This is a genomic window from Tenacibaculum soleae (assembly GCF_030549005.1).
Lineage (GTDB): Bacteria > Bacteroidota > Bacteroidia > Flavobacteriales > Flavobacteriaceae > Polaribacter > Polaribacter soleae.
On the sequence record NZ_JAUOSW010000004.1, the window covers coordinates 15,253 to 40,319 of the forward strand.

The window sequence follows — 25,067 nt, forward strand, 5'->3', positions numbered from 1 at the left end:
TAAAACGCTTTTTTTTATAATTTAATTTTTCTTGAACAAATAATAGCATCGTTTACGACAAAAGGCATTGGCATCATAATTTCACTTCGTGGTTTTAAAGCAAACTTTTTGTTGGATAACAAATCGTATGATATTTCATTTAAGGTAATATTTGGTTTTATGTTTTTATCGATCGTAAATGATAAAGTAAGTTTTTTGTCAGAATTTGCCATTTGGTAAATTAATAGTGTTCCGATATCAGCAGTAAATTCTTTTCCATTATCATAAAAAGCACCGTTTACGTTTAAGTTTTTTAACTTCAGTTTTTCATTGTTGTTAAATTCATACCTCTCTATTTTTCGTGTTGGTATAATGGTTAAATTTAAGAGCCTTTCATTATTAATAATGGTATCTTTATTTATGATGATGTTTGAAGTGCTAAAATTTCTATTTTCAGCTTTTTTATGATAACTAAACGTAGTATTGTATTTACTTTTCCCTTCAGTATACGGAATGCTTCCATTAACATAATCGTCTTCAAAAACTTGTTTGGTAAAACCATCGAAGGTTTTATTATAGGTTGCCCAATATGAGGTGTTAGTATCTGAATTTTGGATAAAAACAATACTATTAGGTTTTTTCTTATCGATTGAAAATCCGCTATTAAAGGTAGCAAATCCGAAGAAGAAAATGGTAGCTAAACCAGTAATAGTTTGCCATTTGTTTTTCTTTTGTTGTTGATGAAAAATAGGTAATATGAATCCGAAAACCAAAACTAATAAGAAAGCAGAAACAAATAATATTTTTAACCCTAACGCTACAGGAAACAATCGTATCATAGGAACAATGATGTAAATTGTTGGAATAGAAATTATAGCAAATAACGTAGCTTTTGAGGTTGCTTTAACATTCATAAATATCAAAATAGCTAAAATGAATAAAGAAGCATAAATAGGGATGATAAAAAAGCCAGCACCAGGTAAATATTGAGTAATTAAAAAGTTTAAAACAAGTCCGACAAAAATTGGCGCAATAAAAAGATCGGTGGTTTTTTCAGCATTAAATTTATTGTAAATTTTAAATAAAATCCAACAATTTAATAAGATGAATGCGATGATATATTGATATCCATTATAGGTAAACCCATGTAGTATATCGGTGTATTCAGGATGTACTAACAAAATTATTTGCCATAAAATATAGGATACACCGGTACAAATAACCAACGCTGCTAGGAATGGTACAAACCCTTTTAATACTGAGTGAACAGCTATTTTTCCTTTTCTTAATCCGAAAAAAACAAGTGTGATGAAAATAAATAAAGCTATTATGAACATTGGTAAAACCCACGAAAAAGGGTAGTTTAAAAGCTTCATAAACGGAAAATTGACATAAATATAATCAACCTCACTATGAGTATTTGTTAAATCAGAATTTGAAAAATAATTAATAGAAGTAGTAAAGTATTCTGCTTGATGTTGCAATGTTTCTCTATTTAATCTTTCAAAAGAATCTTGGGCGGTATGATAATCAAAATGATCATCAATAAAAGCAAAGTTGAATCCGTTAATATTGCCTTTTTCTCTAAAAACAGTTAAATCGGTATCGTTGGGTAATTTTTTATAGATGCTGTACATTAATGAATTTGCAGCGGGATAATTAGGATTAGAATTTAAAAATTCGGTCAATATTTTTTTATTTTTCGCGTTGGTTTCCATCAACATATAACTAGCGCCACCGCTACCTCTAGCTTCAAAATTTAATACCAATCCAATGTTTTTTGCAAAAGGATGATTTTCAACAAAAGCCTGTGCACCAAGCAATCCTAACTCTTCAGCATCTGAAAAAAGAATAATAATATCATTTTTAGGTTGTTGCTTTTTAGCTAAAAATGCACGTAGCCCTTCTAAAATGGTAACAACACCCGATCCTGCATCACTGGCACCTAATGAAGAGTGTGGATTTGAATCGTAATGCGTTAAAAGTAATAGTGATTTTCCGTTTCCACTACCTTTAATTTTTGCAATAATATTTTGAGTCGAGGTACTGGCCCTCCATTTTTTATTGATGACTGTTTGTTGCTGTATTTCAGGATTTAAACCTAATTCTTTTAATTCGTTAACAAGATAATCTTGTACAACTTTATGTTCTGCTGAACCTGTATGGTGTGCTCTTTTTGAGATATTTCTTAAATGAAATAAGGCATTACTGATAGAAAAATCGGTTATTTTAGCCTCTTTGTTTGCTTTTGGCAGTGTAGGAGTTATATCGCTAGAAGCCCAATAAACTGTTAAAATTATGATGATAACAGCTAAGAAATTATTTAATGATTTCATATTGAATTTTATAATATTATAAAAGTAGGTAAATTAATCTTGTTTAACTAACAGAAAAAGTTCGTTTTCTAGCTCTAAATATCCTTGATCATACACATAGTAATATGTATTTCTTGTTTTTGTTATGTATATTGAAGTAATAAATTTAAAATCGAAACCTTTGTCGAATAATTTACGCCTGCTAACCTTCGTTTTTCCGGTAATATTTAAATCGGTAAGAATTTTATAGTTTTTTCGTAAGCGGTTATTGGTATTTCTAATAAGGTTTTTACTGTCTTTATTTACTTTGTTATTATAAGAATTTCGACAATAATCTGAACAGAATTTTTTATCAATTCGTCCTATAACTTTATCTCCACATTCTAAACATTTCTTACCTATCATAAGTCGATTTTTTAAGTTCGTACCAATTTACTTTTACATCTTTGTAATTAAATTCATTTACAAACTGCAAACCTATTTTTTGTAAAATTTTATTAGAACCTATATTTTCTATATCAGCGGCTCCGTAAATAGTATCGTATTTCATTTCTTTAAATCCAAATTCTAAACAAGTAAAAGCGGCTTCTGAAGCATAACCTTTGTCCCAAAACTCAGGAATCAATCGATAACCGATATCTATAAAATTTTGATGATTGTTTAATTTTTCTTTTTCGCCAGTGTTTAATTTTAATCCAGCCCAACCAATAAATTTATCGGTATCTTTTTCAATACACGCAAAACGACCAATACCAAGTTTTTTATATTGTTGTTGAATAAATTGAATGTTTTCTAATGCTTGTTGTTTTGTCTTTATCGGATTTTTACCTAAATATTGATGTACTTTTTCATTAGAATCTAACTCGAAAATTCCGTTAACATCCGTTGTTTGTATTTCTCTTAAAATTAATCGGTTAGTCTCTAAATAAAACTTCATGGTGTAAGTGATTGAAAACAAATATATTAAATTTAATTAAACATTTACATTCATTTACAAACGAAAACAAATGATTACGAACCGATTTTAATTTGTATTGTATTTCATCTTTGCAGTGTCAAAACGAATTGGCAAATAATAATCATTTAAAACTTATCTTATGAGTACGTTAAGAAACAAAGTACAGCTAATAGGAAACTTAGGAAACGATCCAGAAATTATTACGTTAGAAAGTGGTAAAAAATTAGCAAAATTATCAATAGCTACTAACGAAAGTTATAAAAACGCACAAGGCGAAAAAATTACCGATACACAATGGCATAATGTAGTTGCTTGGAATAAAACAGCTGAAATAATAGAAAAATACCTTAAAAAAGGAAATGAAATTGCTATTGAAGGGAAATTAACCTCACGTTCGTATGAAACGGCTGAGGGGGAAAAAAAATATATAACTGAAGTAATTTGTAATGAATTATTAATGTTAGGAAGTAAATAAGATAAAAATAATTGATTTTTTACAATTTTTAAAAAACTCAGAATTATACAAAATTCTGAGTTTTATTATAATTAAAAACAAAACAAGCAATCAAGAGTTTTTAAATTTAAAAGTATTTTTGCAACATAAAATTGTAACTAATGAAAGAAGGAAGATTGAAAGTTGAAATTAAAAATTATTTATTTATTCTTTGTGGAAGTTTAATTTTAGCAATAGGAATTGTTGGATTTTTAGCACCTAACAAAATAGCAACGGGTGGTACCTCTGGATTATCAATTATATTAAATTATATATCTAACATTCCGATAGGAATGTTGTTGTTATTTATAAACATTCCATTACTTCTAATAAGTGTAAAATATATAGGAAAACGATTTGCGTTTAGAACCACAATTTCAATTGTTTCACTAGCCTTACTTATCGATTTATTTAGAGAAGTAATACACTTTCCTGTTTTAAGTGATAATACGTTACTTTCAACAATTTACGGCGGGTTATGTGTAGGGTTAGGTATCGGAATTATTTTTAAAGGAGATGCCTCTGCAGGTGGCGGGGCTATTATTGCCCGTATTATAAAAGATAAGTACGATATTAAACCTGGTACCGTAATTTTAACGTTAGATGTTTTCGTTGTGCTTTTATCGGCAATTGTTTTTAAAAATTTAGAACTTGCTTTATGGGCAATGCTAAGTATTTTTGTAGCAAGTAAATTTATTGATTTGGTGCTTACTGGGCGAAAGCAGAATAAAATAGTTCATATAGCTTCAGAAGATTTGCACACGCTTAAAGATATAATTGCTACAAAAATGGGTGTTTCTGGAACTTTAATTGAAGGGAATGATTTATCCAAAACAAACCAACGAAATATTATATTTTTATCAATAAATAAAAACAGAATAGTAGCGCTTAAGAATCTTGTTGAAAAACATGATTCGAAAGCGTATATGATTGTTTTAGAGGCAACAGAATTGTTAGGCTCTTCAAGAAGAGTTATAACTTAATTATAATTCATAGAAAGCTGAATACGTTTTCTGGTTATATCAACTTCTAATACTTTAACCTGAACTTGCTGATGTAAATTTACATGCTCAGCAACATCCTTAACAAAAGTATTTGACAGGTTAGAAACATGCACTAAACCACTTTCTTTAACACCAATATCAACAAAGCAGCCAAAATTGGTAATGTTATTTACGATTCCTGGAAGTATCATGCCTGTTCTTATATCATCAATTGTTTTAATATGCTCATTAAAACTAAAGGCTTTGGCTTTTTCACGAGGGTCTAATCCTGGTTTTTCTAATTCCTTTACAATATCTTGTAATGTAGGTAATCCGAAAGAATCAGTAACATATTGTTGCAATTTTAATTGTTTTAAAACAGCAGTATTTCCTATTAAATCAATTATTTTACTACCAGAATCTTTCGCCATTTGTTTGACTAAAGTATAACGCTCTGGGTGAACAGCAGAATCATCTAGTGGATTATTACCGTTTTTAATACGTAAAAAACCAGCAGATTGTTCAAAAGCCTTTCCTCCTAATCGAGGTACTTTTTTTATAGCAGTTCTATTAATAAAGGCACCGTTTTCATTTCGGTAATTCACAATTTTCTCAGCTAATTTGGGTCCAATACCAGAAACATAACTTAACAAAGAAGCACTTGCGGTATTAATATTAACACCTACCTTATTAACGCAATGTTCAACAACGGTATCTAATGATTTATTTAGTTTTGATTGTTCTACATCATGCTGATATTGTCCTACACCAATTGATTTAGCATCAATTTTAACCAATTCTGCAAGTGGATCAGCTAATCTTCGCCCGATAGAAATTGCCCCACGAACAGTAACATCATGATCAGGAAATTCATCTCTTGCAATTTTTGAAGCTGAATAAATAGAGGCACCAGCTTCACTTATCACAAATATTTTAACATTATTTTTAAACGGAATACGTTTTATTAATTGTTCGGTTTCTCTTGATGCAGTTCCGTTACCAATTGCAATTGCTTCTATTTGATGCTTATTAACTAATGAATTAATTTTATTTTTAGCTTCTGATGATTGATGTTGAGGTGCATGCGGATAAATATTTTCGTTGTGTAATAAATCACCTTGTTCATTTAAACAAACCACTTTACAACCCGATCTAAAGCCAGGGTCAATAGCTAAAATTCGTTTTTCACCTAATGGCGCTCCTAATAAAAGTTGCTGTAAATTTTTAGCAAATACAGTTATGGCACCTTCATCGGCTTTGTCTTTAGCAATTGATACAGCTTCGTTTGTTAATGAAGGAAGTAATAATCGTTTATAAGAGTCAGCAATTGCTAGTTCAATTTGATGTGCACATTCATTTTGAGAATTAATAATTCTGTTTTCTATTTTTTGAAGCGTACGCTCATTATCAATTTCAATTTTTACACGAATAAAACCTTCTTTTTCGGCACGAAGAATGGCTAATAATCGGTGTGAAGGAATACGGCTTAAGTTCTCTTCCCAATCAAAATAATCTTTAAATTTTTGAGCACTTTCGTCTTCTTTTTTTGTTTTTATAACTTTGGTTGCAATACGAGCATAACGCGCTAATTGATGACGAATGTTATTACGAACATCAGTACGTTCATTTACCCATTCAGCAATAATATGTCGTGCTCCTTCTAAAACCTTCTCATCTGTATCAACGGCATCATTTATGTATTTAGCAGCTGTAAACTCTAAATCATTTATTCGCTGACTCATAATCATTTTAGCTAAAGGCTCCAGTCCATTTTTACGAGCAGTCTCAGCTTTTGTTTTTCGTTTCTTTTTATATGGAAGATAAATATCTTCTAGAACGGTAAGGTCGTAGGTTTTGTTAATTTTAGTCTTTAAATCATCTGTTAAACAAGCTTGTTCTTCTAATGCTTTAAGAATGGTTGATTTTCTCTTTTCAATAGTATCAAACTGTTCTTTTAACTGCACTATTTTACCAATTTCAACTTCATCTAAGTTTCCTGTTATTTCTTTTCGATAACGCGCAATAAACGGAACGGTACAATCTTCATTTAATAATTCAACAGTGTTTTGAATTGATTTTTGAGATATTTGAGTTCGAGAAGTTATATAATTGAGGAGTTGCATACAGTAAATTTTAAAATAAAAAACCTCGCGTTAAAAGCGAGGTTCAAATATAACAAATGTTGTTTTTTTATTTAAGATTTAATGCTCTTTCTATTTTTTCCCAATCGACTATTTTAAAATTTTGAGCTAAACTATCCTTGGCTGTGTTATTAGTTCCGTCTTGTGCTAAAAAGAAACCTTTAGGGTATTTATCTCCGAATGAAACGCTAGTAACATCAATGCCATCGGTATCATTAGTACCATCAACAATACCATCTTTTAATGAAAAACTTCCTAAATATTGATTACTTACTCTATCAAAAACTGCATAACTATTATTTCCTTGTGATGATAATAAAATATATCCCTTTCCTTTTCCAGAGTCATATAAGGTTACTCCTTCAAAATCGGCTTTCATATTTAAGTCTCTTGTTCCTATAATTTTAACTTTGGTGTTTGATAAATTTGGTTCTGCCTCATACCTCCATAACGCTTTGTCTTCTTGACCGATATAAACTTTTCCATGAAAATCATCAGCAACAATTCCTTCTCCTTGTCCGCCTAAAATGATATTTCTAACAATTTTAGCATCTATTTTTCCGTTCTTTTCAAAGAGTTCCCATTGTTCTACTCCTCCTCGTTTACCAACAATAAAAACATAAAAGGTGTTTGTTTTAGTGCTTTTATACATACCTAAACCATATACTTCTTTCAGTGTTGATTTAATAGTACGTGCGGCAATATCTTGTAATTCTCCATTCTCTTTTACTATTAAAATAGAAAGTGTATTATAAGTTCTATTACTTCCAGTAACTACAGAAACAGTTTTTCCGTTTAAAATAAAACCATTACGAATATCAACATTATTAATGCGTCCTATTTTGTAGGTTGCTAAACGTTTACCATCTAAATTATAGGTTTCTAAACCTTCTTTTTTATTGGTTCCTATAATTATTGATTGCATTACGTTATTTGGGTTTACCCAAATACAAGGGTCATCAGCAGCATCATCAAAAGAAGTAACAGGTGTAGTTTCTGCATCGGCAGTTATTGCCACCACTGGCTTTAAGTGTGGCGTGTTATGTAGTATTTTTTTTACTTTACAGCTGCCTAAAATAATACATGCTATACTAAGGGTTAAAATTTTTCTCATGATTTAGAAATTATATTTTATACCAGCATTCCAGTTAAAATTATAGAATTCTGATTGCATAGTTTGATTTTTGGTTCCTTGATAAAAACGTAATTCTTGATTTGTTAAGTTTTTAGCTTCAGCAAAAACACGTAAATTTTTGGTAATAGCGTAGCTAGTATTTAAATCAACAAAAAATTGAGAATCATAAAAGCGATCTTTAAAAGCTTCATCTCCATATTCGTCTATATAGTCTCCTGCATAATTTAAAGATGCTCGTAAAGTGAACTTATTTGTTTCATAAGCTAAAGAGCCATTAATCATATTTTTTACAGCACCAGCTAATGCTAAACCATCTTCTCTTTCTTGAATTCCGGTAGTTTCTGAATTTGTAAAAGTATAGTTTCCGTAAATTGTTATATTTCTTAAAAAGCTAGGTAAAAAGTTTAATTTACGTTGTATTGATGCTTCAAACCCATATATTTGGGCAACACCACCATTTAAAGGACGGGTTACTTCGTAGGTATCGGTAGCGCCACTAATTGTTAAATCTTCATCTTTAGTAATTTTATAAATGAAATTGTCTAAATCTTTATAAAAAGCTCCAATAGAAAAGATACCAACATTTGCAAAGTAATGTTCAAACATTAAATCAAAATTCATAGACTCGGTAGGTTTTAAATCTGGGTTACCAAACTCTGCTTCTTGATCGTCACTATTTAAATTACGATAAGGCACTAAATCAAAATAATTAGGTCGTGCTATGCTATTTGTCCATGCTACTCTTGCAATAGTATTGTCTGTAAAGTTGTATTTTACTTGTAGGTTAGGCAGCCAATTACTGTAATCTTTAGTTTGTGTTATAGTTGTTACATCATTTAAGTTAGATGCTGTTTCAACATCAATAGCATATCCTGTGTATTCTGTACTTGTTTTTTCTACACGTAAACCTGCTGATATTCTTAATTTATTACCTAAGCGTTGTTTCCACAAAGCATAAGCAGCAAAAATATTTTCATTTGCATTATAGTTTTCTGGTACAAATTCTTCTAAAACTATTTCTCCATCTTTTAAATTTAAATTTCCTAAAAACTCTCTGCTGGCAAATATGCCTGATTTATACTGATTTCCTGGTAAAAACCCTTTTAAAGTATAATCTGCATTTGGTGTGGTTGCTAGTGTTTGGTATGAGCTGAAGTTATCAGTATCAAACTCATAAAAAATATTGTCTCTTAATTTTTCTTTGTATTTATTTTTTGCACCAAATTTCAAAGAGTTTTTATAGTCGCTTGAGTTGTTAAAAGGTATTTTTATATCAATGTTTGAACTATATTTTTTTTCTTCGGTGTATTTGTTTTCTTCAGAAATCTCATCTATTTCAAATTCATCAGGGTTGTTATCAAACCCAGAAGCAGAAGTAAAATAAGGAAAACGGGTATTTAATCCTTCTTGAGAAATATCAATATCTGAATCTTTTTGTTTAGCCTCATAGGTTATATAGCGTTCATTTGGTCTTTCTTCTTTTGCTTTTGATAAGCCAGTTTTCCATTTTAATTTTATATTATCAAATATAATATGGGCTCCACCTAAAGAAAATTTATAAACACTTTGTTTTTCTAAACGAGTATTGTCATTTTCGCTATTATTAATACCCCCTTTAGTTTGCCTTGAAATCTTATATTCATCACCTTTATTTTTGTAGCGCAAACGATATCGATTTTCATAATCATTTCGTTTGGTATAGATTGATTTAAGATATAAGGTGTTATTTGGGTTTATTGAATAATCTAAATTTGCAGCTACACTCATTCGATTACGTTTAACATCGTAACGTCGAATATCATGTTCTTTTATTTCAGTAGGAGAATCCCATTCAAACTCAACATTATCTGACCCATATTCGTTAGAATTATAAGTGGTATTAATTACGTACCCCAATTTTTTGTTAGCAACTCTATTAGCAACTAAAGCAGAAAAATTATAGTTAGGAGTGTTTCGAATAGGGTTTTGTCCGTAAGCACCAGTTAGGTATGCTCTAAAGTTTTGAGGAGCAGAACGTGTAACAAGATTTACCGAACCTCCAATTGCATCTCCTTCCATATCAGCAGTAATAGCTTTGTTTACTTCTATTAACTGAATCATTTCGGTTGGAATTAAATCCATTTGTACACGACGATTATCACCTTCAGCAGAAGGAATTTTATCACCATTTAATGTAACTGAGTTTAATTGTGGGGCTAAACCTCTAATAATTATGTCACGAGCTTCTCCTTGATCATTTTGCATTGTAATACCAGGAACTCTTTTTAAAGCATCACCTATATTTGCGTCTGGAAATTTTCCAATTTGATCAGCTGCAATAATGTTAGTGATATTGTCTTTACTTTTTTGTTGATTTAAAGCTTTCGCTTGGCCACGAGTAATACTTCCTTTAATAATAACTTCTTCTAAGTTGTTTGTTTTTGGTTTTAAAAAAAAGTTTTCTAAATGTATCGTATTAGTTATTGTAATTGTTTTATTTAAGGTTTGATATCCGATAAACGAAACCTTAAGGTTATAAGTACCTTTTGTTAAGTTTAAAATTTCGTAATAACCATTAAAATCCGCATAGTTTCCATGGTTTCCAGAGTTAACAATAATAGTTGCACCTGTTAAAGGCATGTTGTTTTCATCTAAGACTCTACCTTTTATTCCTGTTTTTTTTTGAGAGAAAATAAGGGAAGTAGTCAATATTGTAAATAATAGTAGAATTTTATTCATTGGGTAAATTTTTGTTGTCGACAAAATTATTTTCATTTACCGTGAGTAAAGTTTTATTAAGGTTAGTAAAAAGTTACAAATGTGTTTTTTAAACCTTATAGTAATGTTAAGAAGGTTATGAGTAAGTAATGAGAATTTAAATTTATGAAAAAGTATTAGTTTTTAACATAAAAAACCACGTATTAAATACGTGGTTTTTTATGTTAAATGTTGTTTTTATTTAAGAAATAAACTCTCCGTTAGTTACCTTTTCAGAAGGCTGAACGAAGGCTAGTTTGCCATCAGGAGTATCAGTCATTAAAATCATACCTTGGCTTTCGATACCTTTTAATTTACGTGGTGCTAAATTACAAACTACACTTACTTGTTGCCCAATAATATCGGCAGGTTTAAAGCTTTCGGCAATACCAGAAACAATAGTTCTTTTATCTAAACCAACATCAACGGTAAGTTTTAAAAGCTTTTTAGTTTTGGCTACTTTTTCAGCTTCGATAATTGTACCGATGCGGATATCAATTTTTGTAAAATCATCAAATTCGATGGTTTCTTTTTGAGGCTCTAAAACTCTGTTTTCAGCCTCGTTTGCTTTTTTGGTAGCTTCTAATTTATCTAACTGCGCCTGAATTTCAGCATCTTCAATTTTAGCGAATAATAATTCGGCTTTATTTATTTGATGATTATCAGCAATTAAAATATTTTTTTCAGCAACGTTTTCCCAAGATAAATTAGCATCAATATTTAAAATTGATTTCAATTTAGTAGAAGTAAACGGTAAAAAAGGTTCTGATAAAATAGCTAATCCTGCAGCAATTTGTAAAGCAACATTCATAATTGTTTTAGTACGTTCTTCATCAACCTTAATCATTTTCCAAGGCTCTTCATCAGCTAAGTATTTATTACCTAAACGCGCTAAATTCATTAATTCTTGTGATGCTTCTCTAAAGCGGTAACGTTCAATAGATTTTGCAATGATATTCGGAAATTCTTTTAAAGCAGCTAAAGTATCTTCATCAATTTCTGATAATTCATTAGCCGCAGGAACTTGCCCATCGTAGTATTTATTAGTTAAAACTACCACACGGTTTATAAAGTTACCGAATATAGCCACTAACTCATTGTTGTTTTTTGCCTGAAAATCTTTCCAAGTAAAATCATTGTCTTTACTTTCTGGTGCGTTTGCTGTTAAGGTATAACGTAACACATCTTGCTGATTTGGAAAATCTTCTAAATATTCGTGTAACCAAACTGCCCAGTTTTTAGAAGTTGATAATTTATTACCCTCTAAATTTAAAAACTCGTTTGCAGGTACATTTTCTGGTAAAATAAAATCGCCATGTGCTTTTAACATTGATGGAAAAATTAGACAGTGAAATACAATATTATCTTTACCAATAAAGTGTACTAATTTAGTATCGTCTTTTTTCCAATAATCTTCCCAGTTCTTACCTTCGCGAGCAGCCCATTCTTTAGTTGCAGAAATATATCCGATAGGTGCATCAAACCAAACATATAATACTTTTCCGTCAGCTCCTTCAATAGGTACCGGAATTCCCCAATCTAAATCACGCGTTACTGCTCTTGGTCGTAAACCGTCATCAATCCACGATTTACATTGTCCTAAAACATTTGGTTTCCAATCATCTTTGTGTCCTTCTACAATCCATTCACGTAAAAAAGCTTCATGTTTATCTAATGGTAAAAACCAGTGTTTTGTTTCTTTTAAAGTAGGAACATTTCCAGTAATTGCCGATTTTGGATTGATTAAATCGGTAGCATTATGACTGGTACCACATTTTTCACATTGGTCTCCGTAGCTTTCCTCATTTCCACATTTAGGGCAAGTACCAATTACAAAACGATCGGCTAAATATTGGTTTGCTTCGGCATCGTATAACTGTTCGGTAACCTCTTCAATAAACTCACCATCGTTGTATAATTTTGTAAAAAAATCAGAAGCTGTTTTATGATGGATTTCAGATGAGGTACGTGAATAATTGTCAAATGAAATTCCGAAATCAACAAAAGATTTTTTTATAATTCCGTGATACTTATCAATAATATCTTGTGGAGTAACACCTTCTTTTTTTGCTCGCATTGGTATGGCAACACCGTGTTCATCTGAACCACAAATGTAAGCCACGTCTTTTCCCTTTTGACGAAGAAAACGTGCGTAAATATCTCCAGGAACATACACACCCGCTAAATGCCCAATATGAATTGGTCCGTTTGTATAAGGTAATGCTGCTGTAATTGTATATCTTTTTGGTGTACTCATTTTTTTATCCTAAAAATTAAAGCGCAAAAGTACGAAAAAGCAATTTTTTAAACTGTTATAAAATGGGTACATTTGATAGATTCTATGATTTAAAAAGTAAAAAGTAATATTTAGTTATGAGAAAAGTAATATTTTCATTGTTTTTCACACTGATATTTTCATCAGTTTTTTCACAAACAGCCCTTATGAAATTAAAAACGCCAGCTTATTTACAAAAAGGAGATACGATTGCAATAGTTGCTCCGGCAGGAATTTTAAAAAACAGGAAATATATCATTGATAAAGCAAAGAAGTTAGCTGAAACTTGGGGGTTGAAAGTAGTTTATGGAAAATACATGTTTTCTCAAAACAATCATTTTGCAGGAACTGATGATGAACGTTGTGAGGATTTTCAACAAGCTTTAGATAATCCGAATATAAAAGCAATTTGGGCGGCTCGTGGTGGTTATGGTTCGGTTAGAATTTTAGATAAACTAGATTTTACGAAGTTTAAAGAAAGTCCGAAATGGGTAATCGGTTATTCAGATATTACCGCGTTTCATAACCATATTCATAATTTAGGAGTAGAAACGATTCATGGAATGATGGGAACAAGCATGCAAGACAACCCACAAGATATTCCTGAAACGATTGAAACTTTGCGAAAGGCATTGTTTGGAGAAACGTTGCGTTATGAAATTTCATCTTCTAAAAGGAGTAGAAAAGGAATGGTTTCTGGAGAATTAGTAGGAGGAAATATCGCTATTTTAGCATCGATGTTAGGTTCTGATAGTCAGATTTCTACTGAAGGTAAAATTTTATTTATTGAAGAAATTGGAGAGTATAAATATTCGATAGATCGTATGCTGCAAAGTTTAAAGCGCGCCGGATATTTTACCAAAGTAAAAGCAGTAATTGTTGGTGATATGACTAAGGTTAAAAAAAACACAACACCATGGGGAAGCTCGATAGAGCAACTAATTTTAGAGGTTATTCCTAAAAATGTTCCGATTCTATTTAATTTTCCTGCGGGTCATGAGCCTGATAACAGAGCTTTAATTATGGGAAGAAATATTGAATTAAATATTAAAGAAACAACAACAGTAAGTTTTAAATAGTGGCAGAACATAATGATCTTGGTAGGAAAGGGGAGGAATTAGCTATTGAATATTTAGAAAAAAAAGGATATTTAATAGTAGAGAAGAATTACCGATACAAAAAAGCTGAGGTTGATATTATTGCGCGAAAAGAAGCTGTTTTAGTAGTGATAGAGGTTAAAACGCGATCTTCTAACTATTTTGGAAACCCGCAAGATTTTGTGAATCCGAAGAAAATAAAATTACTTGTTATGGCAATTGATAATTATGTAATAGAAAAGGATTTAGATGTAGAAATTCGATTTGATATAATTGCCGTATTGAATAACAAAGAGAGTTATACGATACAGCATATTAAAGATGCTTTTTTATATTTTTAAAACAAGAAACCCTACAAATTTGTAGGGTTTCTTGTTTTATTAAAAAATGTTATTTAATTGTTTTCAAAAAACTTTTGAACATCTTCCATATGGTCAGGCATCGCAATAATTTTCTTATTACTGTCAAGTACAAAATAAGAAGGCGTTGCTAATAATTGATACATTTTTACGGTTTCATTATCCCATTTCCATGTTGGGTGTGTTCCTATAGCGTTGTGCCAATTAGGTAAGGTTTTAACAAACTCTGTCCATTTTACATTATCATTTTCAATACCAAATGAAATAATAGAAACATCGTTACGGTTTTTCATAGATTCATGTAAAACAGGTATTTCTTTAACACAGTGAGGGCAACCAGTACTCCAAAATATTAGTAAATATTTTTCACCATCGTTTAATGTAGATAGTTTTAATTCTTCTCCATTTTCTTGCCATGAAAAATCAGGTGCAGTTCTACCAATAGTAGCTCTTAATAATGTTAATTTTTCTTCTTTAAATTCAGCATCAAATTGATCTGAAGGTAATTTGTCATAGTATTCAGCTAATACCCAATCTACAGCTTCACCATTACGCTTATCTGCCAAAGAAGTAATTAAAAATTCTAAAGTAGTTTTTTTAAGTTTTCCTTTGGGAATTTGTTTCATTACTGTAACGATAGCTTTTCTAAGAAGCTTTTGCTGAACCTGTTTGTCTTCTGAAGAGTTTAAGTAAAAAACGTAATCGTTAATACGGTCCATTAAAAAAGATGAATTGTACAATACATCACTATCAAAATCGATATATTTAAAAAAGTTATCTATCGTTGACTCCATATAATCTTCCATATTGTCGATAGGACTAGAAGGGTTGTAACGTTGGGTAGCTTTGATAAAGTGGTTTACCAACATTCCTTCCGATTTGTTTTCATACATGTCTTGCACATCTTCAAGCTCTTTTATTGCTTTTTTGTATGTTTTTTTCGCTTCTTTATCTTCTTCTGTAATATAAGTACCTTGACTTTTATCAATTTTATTTTGTATTTTTATATAAGCCTCTAAATATTCATTATATAATTTATTTTCTCTTGACGATGTAAATACAACAGATTCATCTGGGTATTTAGGATTAAAAATAAACTCTACATTTTCTTTATTAAAATAAAAATCTACAAACCCAGCGCCTTTGTTTCTGTAGGTAGCTCTGTAAGCTCCTGGTTTAGTATCTTTAGGCAAGTCAAGTTGAAATTTACCTAATACTTGTTGTTCTCCACCAACAAGAATGGTGTCAAATTTTATGGTAGAATTTAGAACAAATTTTTGCTTTGCCCCTTCTATTTTATACAGAATAACCCAATCGGTTTTTTCAGGAGGGGTCATCGTTCCTTTAACGGTATATTGAGCGTTAACTATTGAAGTGGCGAATATTAATAGTGCCAGTAATTTTTTCATCATTATATTTTAAAGGGTTATTAATAAGTTTTAAAACTAGTCATTTGTTAACTTCTATCCAAGAAGTGTACCGTTTTTATTTTTTCTTGCTTATTTTAGAGAAGTTTTACAAATAAAATAAAGAAATGAGTTTGAAAAATAAAGTGTTTTGGATTACTGGAGCTTCCTCTGGTATCGGTAAATCATTGGCAATTGAACTGTCAAAGTATGAGGTAAACTTAATTTTATCATCAAGAAATAAAAATACTTTAGACGAAGTTGGAAATGTGTGTAAAAATCCTTCAAAAGTAAAAATTGTTCCACTTGATTTAGAAAACTATGAAAACATGAAATCTAAAGTTGAAGCTGCATTGTTGTGTTTTGGAAAGATTGATGTTTTGGTAAATAATGGAGGTGTTAGTCAACGCTCATTAATAAAAGACACTGATATTTCGGTAGATAAACGTTTGATGGATATAAATTATTTAGGCACGGTAGCATTGACCAAGGCGTTGTTGCCTCATTTTATTAAAAATAAATCTGGTCATTTAGTGGTAACTACTAGTATTGTGGGTAAAATTGGTACTCCACTACGGTCATCTTATGCAGCCACGAAACATGCATTACATGGTTTTTTTGATAGTTTGCGCGCCGAACATTACAACGATAATATTTCGGTAACTTTAGTTTGCCCGGGTTTTGTAACTACCAATGTTTCTAAAAACGCTTTAACGGGTGATGGTTCTCCACAAAATAAAATGGATAGTGCTACGGCAAATGGAATTAACCCAGGCCGTTTTGCTAAACTTATGCTAAAGGCAATAAAAAATAAACGAGAGGAAGTGTATATTGCTGGTGTAAAAGAAAAGTTAGGCGTATATGCAAAACGTTTTTTTCCTAAGTTTTTATCAAAAATGATTCGAAAATTAAGTGTTACTTAAATATAAGATACTGCCAAGAAAATAAACCAATCTTTTCAATTCAGAGAAAGATTATTTCGTTATTCTTCCTCGTAATGAATAGCTTATAAAAACTATTTAAAAAAATTAATCAATTCAAAGTAATTGATAATTGCTTCTTTTATTAAAACAGATTGTTCACCAGGTTTTAAGTTTGGTAATTCTGTTAAGGTTTTATAATGAGGCCAACCATCATTATCAAAAAAATCAAATTCGTAATATCCGTAAGGTTCTAAAAGTTTACAAATAGCAATATGCATAAGATTTACTTTTTCGTCCTTTTTAAATTTACGTTGCCCTTGTCCTAACTCTTGCACGCCAATTAAATAAATAACGGCATCAACATTTAACTCATCACCATCGGCAAATTGATCTGATAAATTTTTTACCAAAAAATCCCATTTTTCCTTTAAGTTAACTTCTTTCTCCATCTGTGTTTTTTGAGTTAGCAAAGATACAAATGAGTTGTGTATATTTGATGCAGAATCTGCACACATAATTATTTAGTGCGTATATTTTAATTAAAATGCCATTATTTTACATTTATGAATACATTTGATATTATTATAGCAGCTTTACTTCTTTTTGGTTTTATAAGAGGATTGATGAAAGGTTTGTTTGTTGAGGTTGCTTCTTTGGTAGCTTTGGTAGCTGGAGTTTATGGCGCAATACATTTTTCGTATTTTATTGCCGATTGGTTAAAGGATAGTGTTACTTGGGATGAAAAGTATATTTCATTAGCGGCATTTGCGGGAACATTTGTTGTAATAATAATTACAATTTCTTTACTAGGTAAAGCATTGACAAAAATAGCTGATTTTGCCTCATTAGGCGCTTTAAATAAAATATTAGGAGGTGTTTTTGGCGCTTTAAAAATCGGATTAATTTTAAGTGTTATTTTTATTTTCTTCGGAAAAATGAATGATACGATTCCGTTTGTAAACAAAGAAAACTTAGAGGAATCTATTTTATATGCTCCGGTTAAAAAGATAGCGCCAACAATTTTTCCATCAATAATTAAAGATGATGGTGAAGTAACAATTCCTGAGATTGAAGAGAATTTAAAAAAAGAGGTATAAAAAAATCCGAAGTTATTAACTTCGGATTTTTTGTTTAAAATCTGTATTTTAATTTTAGTAACGCAAACCTTGGTAAAAGCCTGTATTCTGTAGTTGATGTTCCGATATCACTAATTGAAAAACTTTTAAATGTTTTAGTATTTAATAAGTTTTTACCCGTTAGGAAAAGTGTTAATTTATTATCTATAAGGTTGTAGGTAACGCTAACATCTACAAAATTATAAGTAGCATCTTTTTCTAAATTTCCGAAATAATAACGTTCAGATTGTATATCAGCATTGAATTTCTTGCTAAAAACAAAAGATAAATCTAAGAAACTTTTATTATTTGTAAATGAATTCTTAAAACTTGATTGTTGTATTTTAGAAGTGTTCCATTTTGTACCAAAGTGATAATTAAAAAAACCTCTAAATCCAGATCGTAGGTTTACACCATAATTATAATTGTTAGAAGTTACTTTTCTTAAACCAGTATTATTTACACTATTTTTAAACTCACTTTTAGTATAGCCTACATCTAATTTAAGGTTAGAAGATATCGATTTAAAATAATAATCTATTTTAGAGTTTATGCTTACATATTCTCTATCTTTAATTATAATTTTTTCAGCTTGATTATAGTTTTGTTGTATTAAACTATTGCTCGAAAAGAAATCGTAATTTTTAGTATACATTAAACTAAAATAAGCAAAAAATCGATCGCTATAATTACCTAAAGAGTAGTTTAAATTTGCAGTTGATGCGTTTAGTTGATTAAAATTACCGGTACCTTTAGTAAAAGACCGGAAACTTGTTAATGCAAAATTGTTATAAACATCTACTATTTTAGCGTTTGTAGTATTGTATGAAACAGATGAGGTTATTTTATTTTTATCATTTATTTTCCAATCAATACCAATACTTGGATTTATATAAAAATAGTTTTCACTTTTATTAAGAGTATTGTCATTTAAATTGTTAGTAAGGTTATGAAAGTTTAACTTACCAATAAGACGCAAATCTTTTATTTTTAAATGATATTTAGTTTTTAAATACGCATCATTAACTTTGTACTCAGTTGTATTTTTATAATCAGTTGGCGAGTTTATAATAGTGTTGTTTTCTAATAAAGTAAGTTGTGTGTTTAATTTATCGGCTCTATATTCATTTCCTAATTGCAACTCTAATAAATCACCATTTTCTTTTTTGGTCAGTAAATGCGTATTAAAACCAGCAAATGTCATTTCGTTATTGCTTAATTGTTTTATATTATTCGCATTGGCAGAGTTTGGAAATAAATCTTGAAATAAAAATTGATTTGTTTGATAGTTTTGAGGCGATTTTTCATTGATAAAACGCCCTGTTGTTACATAGACTTTCTTATTATTGAGGCGATTTGTAAAAATTATCTTTTGATCGAAAATATTATTTTGATGTTTTAAATTTTCGGTAGTACTATTACCATTAAAAGTTAAATTAGAGGAGTCGTTAAAGTTGCCATATTTATATTTGGTAGTCGCTGCCAGCATTTTATTTTTGTCGATGTTATAAATTATATCAACTTTACCAAAAGCAATCTTTTTATCATTATTTAATTCAGAGTTTTCAGTATTTGAAAAATTGGTATTGCCAGTATTTATATTATCAATACTTGTTTTGGCGTCACTATTTTCATCCCAATTTAAAAAACTTAAGGCTTTTATTTTTAGTTTTTTTGATGGATTAAAAATGGCATTTAAAGAAGTTAATTCGGTATTGTTAAAATTGGTTCTTTCCTTATCAAAAAATGAATTATAGATAGCTAAGTTTAATAAATTTCTGGTAGATTTATTATCTCCAATGCTTCCAGGTTCGTTATAACTAGTAGGGTTTATTAATTGATTTATACTACCCGTAACATCTATACCAGTATTGTTAAGGCTGGTTAAAAAAAAGTATTTATTCTTTTTTCCGAAATTCATTAAGTTAGCTTTTGTTTCATACCTGTTTTCAGAAAACAAGCCATATCCTAAACTGATGTTACCAAACCAAATACGTTTCGATTTTTCGTTGAGCTTTAAATTTAAAGCTACTTTATCACTATTTTCGATACCTTTTAAAAGATGGTTGTTTGAGTATTTTTTTAACACTTCTACCTCTTCAATTGGGTGTGCAGGCATGTTTTTAGATAATACTTTATAGCCCTTTTCAAAAAAATCATCGCCATCAATCATTAATTTTTCTATTTCTTGGTTACCTACTTTTATTCTCCCTTCGCTATCAATATTTAAACCAGGTATTTTTTTTAGTAAATCTTCCACCGTTTGTTCGGTACCGTTGGTAAATGCTTTTGTTCTAAAACGAATGGTATCTTTTTCTGTAAAAACCGATTTTTCTGCTTTAATAACAACTTCATCTAAACTTATAGCATCTTCTTGTAAAACTACATTAACAGTAATTTCAGCTTGGTTTTTATGAACTACTATTGGTGTTGTTTTAGGTTTAAAACCTAATGAAGAAAATACTAAATTAAAGTTTCCTGTTTTATTTGTTTTAAGTTGGTAATACCCTTTTTTGTTTGCATAGGTGTAAGAAATATAATTTTTAAGTAAACTGTCTTTTAAAATTACATTTCCTGTTATTATGTTATTTTTATTATCTTTTAAAGTACCTGAAATTATAGTTTGCGAAAAACTATAAGTACATATTAAGAAAAAAAACAAACTAAAAAATAAGGTATTTACTTTTGTTTTTCTTCCCATTCGTATATTATCTCTTTTTGAGAATTTCTATCTGTAGACGATGTTATTACAGTGGTGTTTCTATCACTGTTTTGTGCATTCATTTTTGAAGTTAATTCTTTCATTCTATTAGGAAGAATAACCTCAATATACTTTTTTAAAGGTATTGCCTTTTCTTCATCAGGAAAGTTGTTAATAGTTATAGTATCTTTAAAAGTTACTTTAGTAACTCTAAAATATATTTCTTTTTTAGCATCTTTTACTTCAATTATTAAACCTGGTAATCCTTGTAGTTTCCAAGGTCCAAAAGGTATTGGTATTTGTTGTGTAAACCAACAGTTGTATGTTCTGCCTCTAAAGTAGCCAGTTGCTTTTTGGCATTTATATTCACCTATATCTTTAAACTCATCTGTTATTTTCCAATTAATTTTAGGTAATTGTTCTTTAAGCATCTTCATTTTATTACGTCCAGATAATAATAAATTCTTATTAATATCAGTAAATACTTGTGGTCTTTTATCAGATTCAGGTAGGGTAATATGCAGGTTTCCATTTATCCATTTTTCAGTCTTTGTTTTTAATCCATTTTTTGATTTTAATACTATATAATGCGATTTATTATTACTTATTTTTAAAACTCCAGTAGTTTTATATAATTGACTAATATTTGTAATAGCATCATATTGTACTTCTAATGAGTTTTGCCCCATAACAGTTGCTGTTATTAAAAATAAAAATAGGTGTAGAATTGTTTTTTTCATTCTTTTTATATCAAAAAATATTGTTTAAGTGTTTCAGAAGAACAGTGCCACATTGTGGAACTGTTTATTTTATTAATTATTTAATCCAATCTTCTGCCATTTTCAGTGCTACTGCATCTGCAAGATGTTGAGCTTTACCACAATCACCTCTATTGTTTGATGCGGTAGCGCTATGTCTTACTCCATCAGATGTTGTATAAGTAACTGTTATAGTACAAATATCTGCTTCAATAACCGTTTTTGTAATTGCGCTTAAACCATTAAAAACATAACTTTTAACAAATTCAGTTTTTGTGTTGTCAATAATTGGGTTTTCTGTGGAAGCATTTGCATACGTTCCTATTAGTATAAAAGCTAAAATAAAAATTACTTTTTTCATAATATTTAAAAAATTAATACTCCATTATGGTCTAGAGTGATTCGTTTGCAACCAAGTAATAACCTAATTTTTTAGCATTTTAACTTTTAGATTAATCACTAACTAGTATTGTTGATAAAAAATAAAAATTTTTAATGCTATTAATTGTTTATGATTATTACTGTTACAAACTTATAAATCAAACTTATAAATCAAACTTATAAATCAAACTTATAAATCAAACTTATAATTCACAATACCCAATACCCCTAATTGTTTGTTAGGGTTATCCCTAATTCAAATAGGGTTAACCCTATTTTTGTTAACGTTTCTTTAACGTTTATATTTGATCATACCTATTAACATTAAGTTGAGGTATAAAAAAATCCGAAGTTATTAACTTCGGATTTTTGGTTTTATAAAGTAGAAAATATTATAACATGGTAACTTTACCAGTTTGTAAAGAATATACTCCACCAACTATTTTAATTTCACCATTGTCTTCCATTTCTTGTAAAATTTTACTTTTTTCACGGATACGCTCAATGGTCATTTTTACATTATTTTCAACGGTTTTTGCTACAAACGCACTGTTTGATGAGTTTGCTTCACCATCAATTTGTTCTGAAGATAATTTGGCAGCAGGTACAATATTATCTAACATAGCAGTGATATTACCAAGCTCTACACCATCGCAAGCAGCTTTTACGGCTCCACAACTTTCGTGACCTAAAACAAAAACTAATTTACTTCCTGCAACTGCACAAGAATATTCCATCGACCCTAAAATATCAACGTTTTCAAAGTTACCCGCTACACGAGCTACGAAAACATCACCAATAGTTTGGTCGAAAGCTAATTCTACTGGTACACGAGAATCGATACAAGATAAAATTACTGCTTTAGGATTTTGTCCGTCAGTAGTTTGTTTTACTAATTCAGTAACATTTGATGCTGTTAAATTATTAGCTACATAGCGATTGTTACCTTCTAATAAATCTTGTAATACTCCGTTTGGAGTTAATGTGTTTTGTACTTCTTTTGTTATTGCTGTATTTCTCATTTTTTTAATTTTTATTTGATACATTTAATTTTACCCATGAAAGGCAATCGTCAAAGGTGCCGAAGATATGTTCTTCAGAAATTAGGTCAGGAATAATATCAATACGTTCCATCATATAACGAGGTTGTTTTAATACATCTACTAATAAAACGGTTACGCCACTTTTTTCTAAATCAACTAACATATCCTCTAAAGCATATAAACCCGACTGATCTATATACTGCATTCTTCCCATTCGAATAATTACGTTTGATGCCGTGGCAGGAATTTGTTTTGCTAATGCTTGAAAATCACTTGTTGATCCAAAAAATAAAGGTCCTTTAACATGTTTGATAAAAACTTCTTCTTTTAATTCTTTCGGAAAGTCTTTTTCATCAGCCCAAGCTTCTTCATTTAATGATTTTACATCAGAACGTTCGGCAGTTAAATCACCGATTTTTTTCATAAACATTAACGAGGCAATTACTAAACCAATACCTACGGCGTATACTAAATTCCAAAAAGTTGATAATAATAACACCACGATCATAATAATCACTTCAGAACTTACTTTAAAAGGTCCAATTTTAGCATCACGAGGTAAGTTAGGTATTGCTTTTAAGCCTTTGTAATCCATTACTCCAATACCCACGGTAATTAAAATACCGGCTAATACGGCAGCAGGAATTTTAGAAGCAATAGGGCCTAAGCCTAATAAAATTACCAATAACATAACTCCAGCAACCATACCTGATAATTTGGTTTTACCACCAGAGTTTATATTTACCACAGTACGAATAGTAGCACCAGCACCAGGAATACCTCCAAAAATAGCAGCGATACTATTTCCTATTCCTTGTCCAACAAGTTCTTTATTAGGTTTGTGCTTTGTTTTGGTCATATTATCAGCAACTACTGATGTTAATAACGAATCAATGGCACCTAATAACGATAAAGTTAATGCTGTAAAAATATATGGTGTAATACCAGATAAGCTAAAATTTGTGAAAATACGCATATTTGGTATAGGGAATCCTCCAGGGATTTCTTCAATAGGACGATAGTTTAAGCCGAAGCCTAAAGCAACTCCTGTCATTACAACTAAAGCAACAAGGGTACTTGGTACAGCTGTTGTAATTCGTTTAAAGCCGTAAATAATTATAATAGTTCCAAGTGCTAATAATAATTCTAACCAATTAATATTTGATAAAGCCCTAGGTAAAACTTTTAAGGCACCTAAAGCGCCTGAAGCTTCCTTGCCAGCTAACGTTTTACTTTCCTTTAAAATATCAGCTTGTGTAGTAGCTTCAGATCTTTTAATAGTTTCTCTAAAATCTTCTAGAACTAAAATACCTTCACCAGCTTCTTCTTTTAAGATGTTTTCTAAAATTAATTCTTCCGCTTGCGGTTTAAATTGTTGTACAAATTCAACATCTTCTTTGGCATAATAACCTACCGATGGTAAGATTTGAGTTATAAGAATTATTAAACCAATGGCAGTCATAAACCCTGATACTACAGGGTAAGGAATGTATCGGATGTATTTTCCTAAGCCTAAAATACCTAGTAAAATTTGAAATAATCCTGCTAGTAAAAATACGGTTAAAATAGCTGGTAAAGCTTTATTAATATCACCATCGTTGGTAGCAAGTATTCCTGCAACGACAACCATACTTACGGCTGTCATTGGAGCTGTCGGTCCAGATATTTGTGTATCTGTACCTCCAAAAAGAGCAGCGAAGAAAGCAATAAAAATTGCACCATACAAACCAGCACTTGGTCCTAACCCTGAAGATACCCCAAAAGCTAAGGCTAAGGGAAGTGCAACAATACCGGCAGTGATACCACCAAATAAATCTCCTTTGAAATTTGAGAATAATTTTTTCATAAATTAAATGTAATAATAAATTTTAACCTTCCTGTAATGAAAAGGTTATGAAATGTGTTTTGCAATTTTATATAAATAAATTACGAGTAATAAAAAGTGTATTATGCTAAAGTAACTCGGGAGGTGGAGTTAATATTTTTGAGAATTCAGATATGTAGTTTTTGGATTTAAAACGTACATTTTTCTTTTTTTGAATATTTTTAAAAAATATAGAAGTATTGTATTCGTTAACTTGTGTTTTTAGAGCAAAAATTTTTATTGCCTTTTGTCCTTTATTCTCTTCTTCTTCATTCAACTCAAAAAAAATAGTAATATCTTGATTTTTATCAATCAAAGACACTACTGTAGGGGTAATAATTATACCTACAAATAAAATAGTGAAAAAAAGAGCTATTTTAGGTTTCAAATGGAAATCAGTTTTTA

Annotated in this window: 21 protein-coding genes; 6 read left to right on the plus strand and 15 right to left on the minus strand. The window is 30.1% G+C overall.

Going from position 1 to position 25,067, the window contains the following annotated elements; genetic code table 11:
- Positions 1-14: 14 nt before the first annotated feature.
- Genes Q4586_RS06500 through Q4586_RS06510 form a run of 3 tightly spaced genes read right to left on the minus strand, consistent with a single transcriptional unit; the run spans position 15 to position 3,231 of the window.
- A complete protein-coding gene (locus Q4586_RS06500; RefSeq protein ID WP_068702421.1) occupies positions 15-2,315 on the minus strand; it encodes a M20/M25/M40 family metallo-hydrolase in 2,301 nt (766 codons plus the stop codon).
- Between the two features lie 33 nt (positions 2,316-2,348).
- Positions 2,349-2,699, minus strand: a complete 351-nt coding sequence (locus Q4586_RS06505) for a hypothetical protein (protein ID WP_068702423.1) — start codon at positions 2,697-2,699, stop codon at positions 2,349-2,351.
- Positions 2,689-3,231 carry a GNAT family N-acetyltransferase gene (locus Q4586_RS06510; protein ID WP_068702425.1) on the minus strand — a complete coding sequence of 181 codons (543 nt, stop codon included), beginning with the start codon at positions 3,229-3,231 and terminating at the stop codon, positions 2,689-2,691. The genes Q4586_RS06505 and Q4586_RS06510 overlap by 11 nt, the downstream gene beginning before the upstream one ends.
- A 160-nt stretch (positions 3,232-3,391) precedes the next feature.
- Here Q4586_RS06510 and Q4586_RS06515 point away from each other — a divergent pair, with 160 nt between their 5' ends.
- The gene (locus tag Q4586_RS06515) at positions 3,392-3,727 is read left to right on the plus strand and encodes a single-stranded DNA-binding protein (RefSeq protein WP_068702427.1); all 336 of its coding nucleotides are present in this window, start codon (positions 3,392-3,394) and stop codon (positions 3,725-3,727) included.
- Positions 3,728-3,867: 140 nt separating this feature from the next.
- Positions 3,868-4,728 carry a YitT family protein gene (locus tag Q4586_RS06520; protein ID WP_303527546.1) on the plus strand — a complete coding sequence of 287 codons (861 nt, stop codon included), beginning with the start codon at positions 3,868-3,870 and terminating at the stop codon, positions 4,726-4,728.
- Here the strand turns inward: Q4586_RS06520 and Q4586_RS06525 are convergent.
- The 4 genes from Q4586_RS06525 to metG form a co-directional block, all read right to left on the minus strand.
- Entirely contained in the window at positions 4,725-6,851 is a 2,127-nt protein-coding gene (locus tag Q4586_RS06525; protein ID WP_303527549.1) for a Tex family protein, read from the minus strand. The two genes, Q4586_RS06520 and Q4586_RS06525, sit on opposite strands and share 4 nt — an antisense overlap.
- A gap of 67 nt (positions 6,852-6,918) precedes the next feature.
- Positions 6,919-7,983: a phytase gene (locus Q4586_RS06530; RefSeq protein ID WP_068702433.1), complete on the minus strand. Its 1,065-nt coding sequence runs from the start codon at positions 7,981-7,983 to the stop codon at positions 6,919-6,921.
- Between the two features lie 3 nt (positions 7,984-7,986).
- Positions 7,987-10,722, minus strand: a complete 2,736-nt coding sequence (locus tag Q4586_RS06535; protein ID WP_303527554.1) for a TonB-dependent receptor — start codon at positions 10,720-10,722, stop codon at positions 7,987-7,989.
- Between the two features lie 220 nt (positions 10,723-10,942).
- On the minus strand, positions 10,943-12,997 hold the full coding sequence (gene metG / locus Q4586_RS06540) for a methionine--tRNA ligase (protein ID WP_303527557.1): 2,055 nt from the start codon (positions 12,995-12,997) through the stop codon (positions 10,943-10,945).
- 185 nt (positions 12,998-13,182) lie between these two features.
- Between metG and Q4586_RS06545 the strand changes: the two genes are divergently transcribed.
- Both Q4586_RS06545 and Q4586_RS06550 read left to right on the plus strand, forming a co-directional pair.
- The gene (locus tag Q4586_RS06545; RefSeq protein ID WP_303527560.1) at positions 13,183-14,094 is read left to right on the plus strand and encodes a S66 peptidase family protein; all 912 of its coding nucleotides are present in this window, start codon (positions 13,183-13,185) and stop codon (positions 14,092-14,094) included.
- Positions 14,094-14,453, plus strand: coding sequence for a YraN family protein (locus Q4586_RS06550; RefSeq protein WP_303527563.1), 360 nt, complete (start codon positions 14,094-14,096; stop codon positions 14,451-14,453). Before Q4586_RS06545 ends, Q4586_RS06550 begins: the two co-directional genes overlap by 1 nt.
- 53 nt (positions 14,454-14,506) lie before the next feature.
- On the opposite strand, the gene Q4586_RS06555 is transcribed toward Q4586_RS06550, so the two are convergent.
- Positions 14,507-15,883 carry a TlpA family protein disulfide reductase gene (locus Q4586_RS06555; RefSeq protein ID WP_303527565.1) on the minus strand — a complete coding sequence of 459 codons (1,377 nt, stop codon included), beginning with the start codon at positions 15,881-15,883 and terminating at the stop codon, positions 14,507-14,509.
- A gap of 122 nt (positions 15,884-16,005) precedes the next feature.
- Between Q4586_RS06555 and Q4586_RS06560 the strand changes: the two genes are divergently transcribed.
- Positions 16,006-16,800 carry an SDR family oxidoreductase gene (locus Q4586_RS06560; protein ID WP_303527567.1) on the plus strand — a complete coding sequence of 265 codons (795 nt, stop codon included), beginning with the start codon at positions 16,006-16,008 and terminating at the stop codon, positions 16,798-16,800.
- Positions 16,801-16,892: 92 nt separating this feature from the next.
- Here Q4586_RS06560 and Q4586_RS06565 read toward each other — a convergent pair whose 3' ends face one another.
- Positions 16,893-17,249: a hypothetical protein gene (locus Q4586_RS06565; protein WP_271406412.1), complete on the minus strand. Its 357-nt coding sequence runs from the start codon at positions 17,247-17,249 to the stop codon at positions 16,893-16,895.
- Positions 17,250-17,363: 114 nt separating this feature from the next.
- Between Q4586_RS06565 and Q4586_RS06570 the strand changes: the two genes are divergently transcribed.
- Positions 17,364-17,897, plus strand: a complete 534-nt coding sequence (locus Q4586_RS06570) for a CvpA family protein (protein ID WP_068702446.1) — start codon at positions 17,364-17,366, stop codon at positions 17,895-17,897.
- A gap of 34 nt (positions 17,898-17,931) precedes the next feature.
- Here the strand turns inward: Q4586_RS06570 and Q4586_RS06575 are convergent, their stop codons facing one another.
- The 6 genes from Q4586_RS06575 to Q4586_RS06600 all read right to left on the minus strand — a co-directional run bounded on the left by Q4586_RS06575 (position 17,932) and on the right by Q4586_RS06600 (position 25,050).
- Positions 17,932-20,616, minus strand: coding sequence for a carboxypeptidase-like regulatory domain-containing protein (locus Q4586_RS06575; protein WP_303527575.1), 2,685 nt, complete (start codon positions 20,614-20,616; stop codon positions 17,932-17,934).
- Positions 20,595-21,356 carry a GLPGLI family protein gene (locus Q4586_RS06580; protein WP_303527578.1) on the minus strand — a complete coding sequence of 254 codons (762 nt, stop codon included), beginning with the start codon at positions 21,354-21,356 and terminating at the stop codon, positions 20,595-20,597. The genes Q4586_RS06575 and Q4586_RS06580 overlap by 22 nt, the downstream gene beginning before the upstream one ends.
- A 76-nt stretch (positions 21,357-21,432) precedes the next feature.
- Positions 21,433-21,735: a hypothetical protein gene (locus Q4586_RS06585; RefSeq protein WP_303527581.1), complete on the minus strand. Its 303-nt coding sequence runs from the start codon at positions 21,733-21,735 to the stop codon at positions 21,433-21,435.
- 412 nt (positions 21,736-22,147) lie between these two features.
- Positions 22,148-22,777, minus strand: coding sequence for a carbonic anhydrase family protein (locus tag Q4586_RS06590; RefSeq protein ID WP_303527584.1), 630 nt, complete (start codon positions 22,775-22,777; stop codon positions 22,148-22,150).
- A gap of 4 nt (positions 22,778-22,781) precedes the next feature.
- On the minus strand, positions 22,782-24,644 hold the full coding sequence (locus Q4586_RS06595) for a SulP family inorganic anion transporter (protein WP_303527587.1): 1,863 nt from the start codon (positions 24,642-24,644) through the stop codon (positions 22,782-22,784).
- Positions 24,645-24,750: 106 nt separating this feature from the next.
- The gene (locus Q4586_RS06600; RefSeq protein WP_068702452.1) at positions 24,751-25,050 is read right to left on the minus strand and encodes a hypothetical protein; all 300 of its coding nucleotides are present in this window, start codon (positions 25,048-25,050) and stop codon (positions 24,751-24,753) included.
- Positions 25,051-25,067: the final 17 nt, after the last annotated feature.

Bases quoted from the DNA above. Each gene is read 5' to 3' on its own strand.
- Q4586_RS06500 (WP_068702421.1), bottom strand. From the start codon at position 2,315: ATGAAATCATTAAATAATTTCTTAGCTGTTATCATCATAATTTTAACA.
- Q4586_RS06505 (WP_068702423.1), bottom strand. From the start codon at position 2,699: ATGATAGGTAAGAAATGTTTAGAATGTGGAGATAAAGTTATAGGACGA.
- Q4586_RS06510 (WP_068702425.1), bottom strand. From the start codon at position 3,231: ATGAAGTTTTATTTAGAGACTAACCGATTAATTTTAAGAGAAATACAA.
- Q4586_RS06515 (WP_068702427.1), top strand. From the start codon at position 3,392: ATGAGTACGTTAAGAAACAAAGTACAGCTAATAGGAAACTTAGGAAAC.
- Q4586_RS06520 (WP_303527546.1), top strand. From the start codon at position 3,868: ATGAAAGAAGGAAGATTGAAAGTTGAAATTAAAAATTATTTATTTATT.
- Q4586_RS06525 (WP_303527549.1), bottom strand. From the start codon at position 6,851: ATGCAACTCCTCAATTATATAACTTCTCGAACTCAAATATCTCAAAAA.
- Q4586_RS06530 (WP_068702433.1), bottom strand. From the start codon at position 7,983: ATGAGAAAAATTTTAACCCTTAGTATAGCATGTATTATTTTAGGCAGC.
- Q4586_RS06535 (WP_303527554.1), bottom strand. From the start codon at position 10,722: ATGAATAAAATTCTACTATTATTTACAATATTGACTACTTCCCTTATT.
- metG (WP_303527557.1), bottom strand. From the start codon at position 12,997: ATGAGTACACCAAAAAGATATACAATTACAGCAGCATTACCTTATACA.
- Q4586_RS06545 (WP_303527560.1), top strand. From the start codon at position 13,183: ATGAAATTAAAAACGCCAGCTTATTTACAAAAAGGAGATACGATTGCA.
- Q4586_RS06555 (WP_303527565.1), bottom strand. From the start codon at position 15,883: ATGATGAAAAAATTACTGGCACTATTAATATTCGCCACTTCAATAGTT.
- Q4586_RS06560 (WP_303527567.1), top strand. From the start codon at position 16,006: ATGAGTTTGAAAAATAAAGTGTTTTGGATTACTGGAGCTTCCTCTGGT.
- Q4586_RS06565 (WP_271406412.1), bottom strand. From the start codon at position 17,249: ATGGAGAAAGAAGTTAACTTAAAGGAAAAATGGGATTTTTTGGTAAAA.
- Q4586_RS06570 (WP_068702446.1), top strand. From the start codon at position 17,364: ATGAATACATTTGATATTATTATAGCAGCTTTACTTCTTTTTGGTTTT.
- Q4586_RS06575 (WP_303527575.1), bottom strand. From the start codon at position 20,616: ATGGGAAGAAAAACAAAAGTAAATACCTTATTTTTTAGTTTGTTTTTT.
- Q4586_RS06580 (WP_303527578.1), bottom strand. From the start codon at position 21,356: ATGAAAAAAACAATTCTACACCTATTTTTATTTTTAATAACAGCAACT.
- Q4586_RS06585 (WP_303527581.1), bottom strand. From the start codon at position 21,735: ATGAAAAAAGTAATTTTTATTTTAGCTTTTATACTAATAGGAACGTAT.
- Q4586_RS06590 (WP_303527584.1), bottom strand. From the start codon at position 22,777: ATGAGAAATACAGCAATAACAAAAGAAGTACAAAACACATTAACTCCA.
- Q4586_RS06595 (WP_303527587.1), bottom strand. From the start codon at position 24,644: ATGAAAAAATTATTCTCAAATTTCAAAGGAGATTTATTTGGTGGTATC.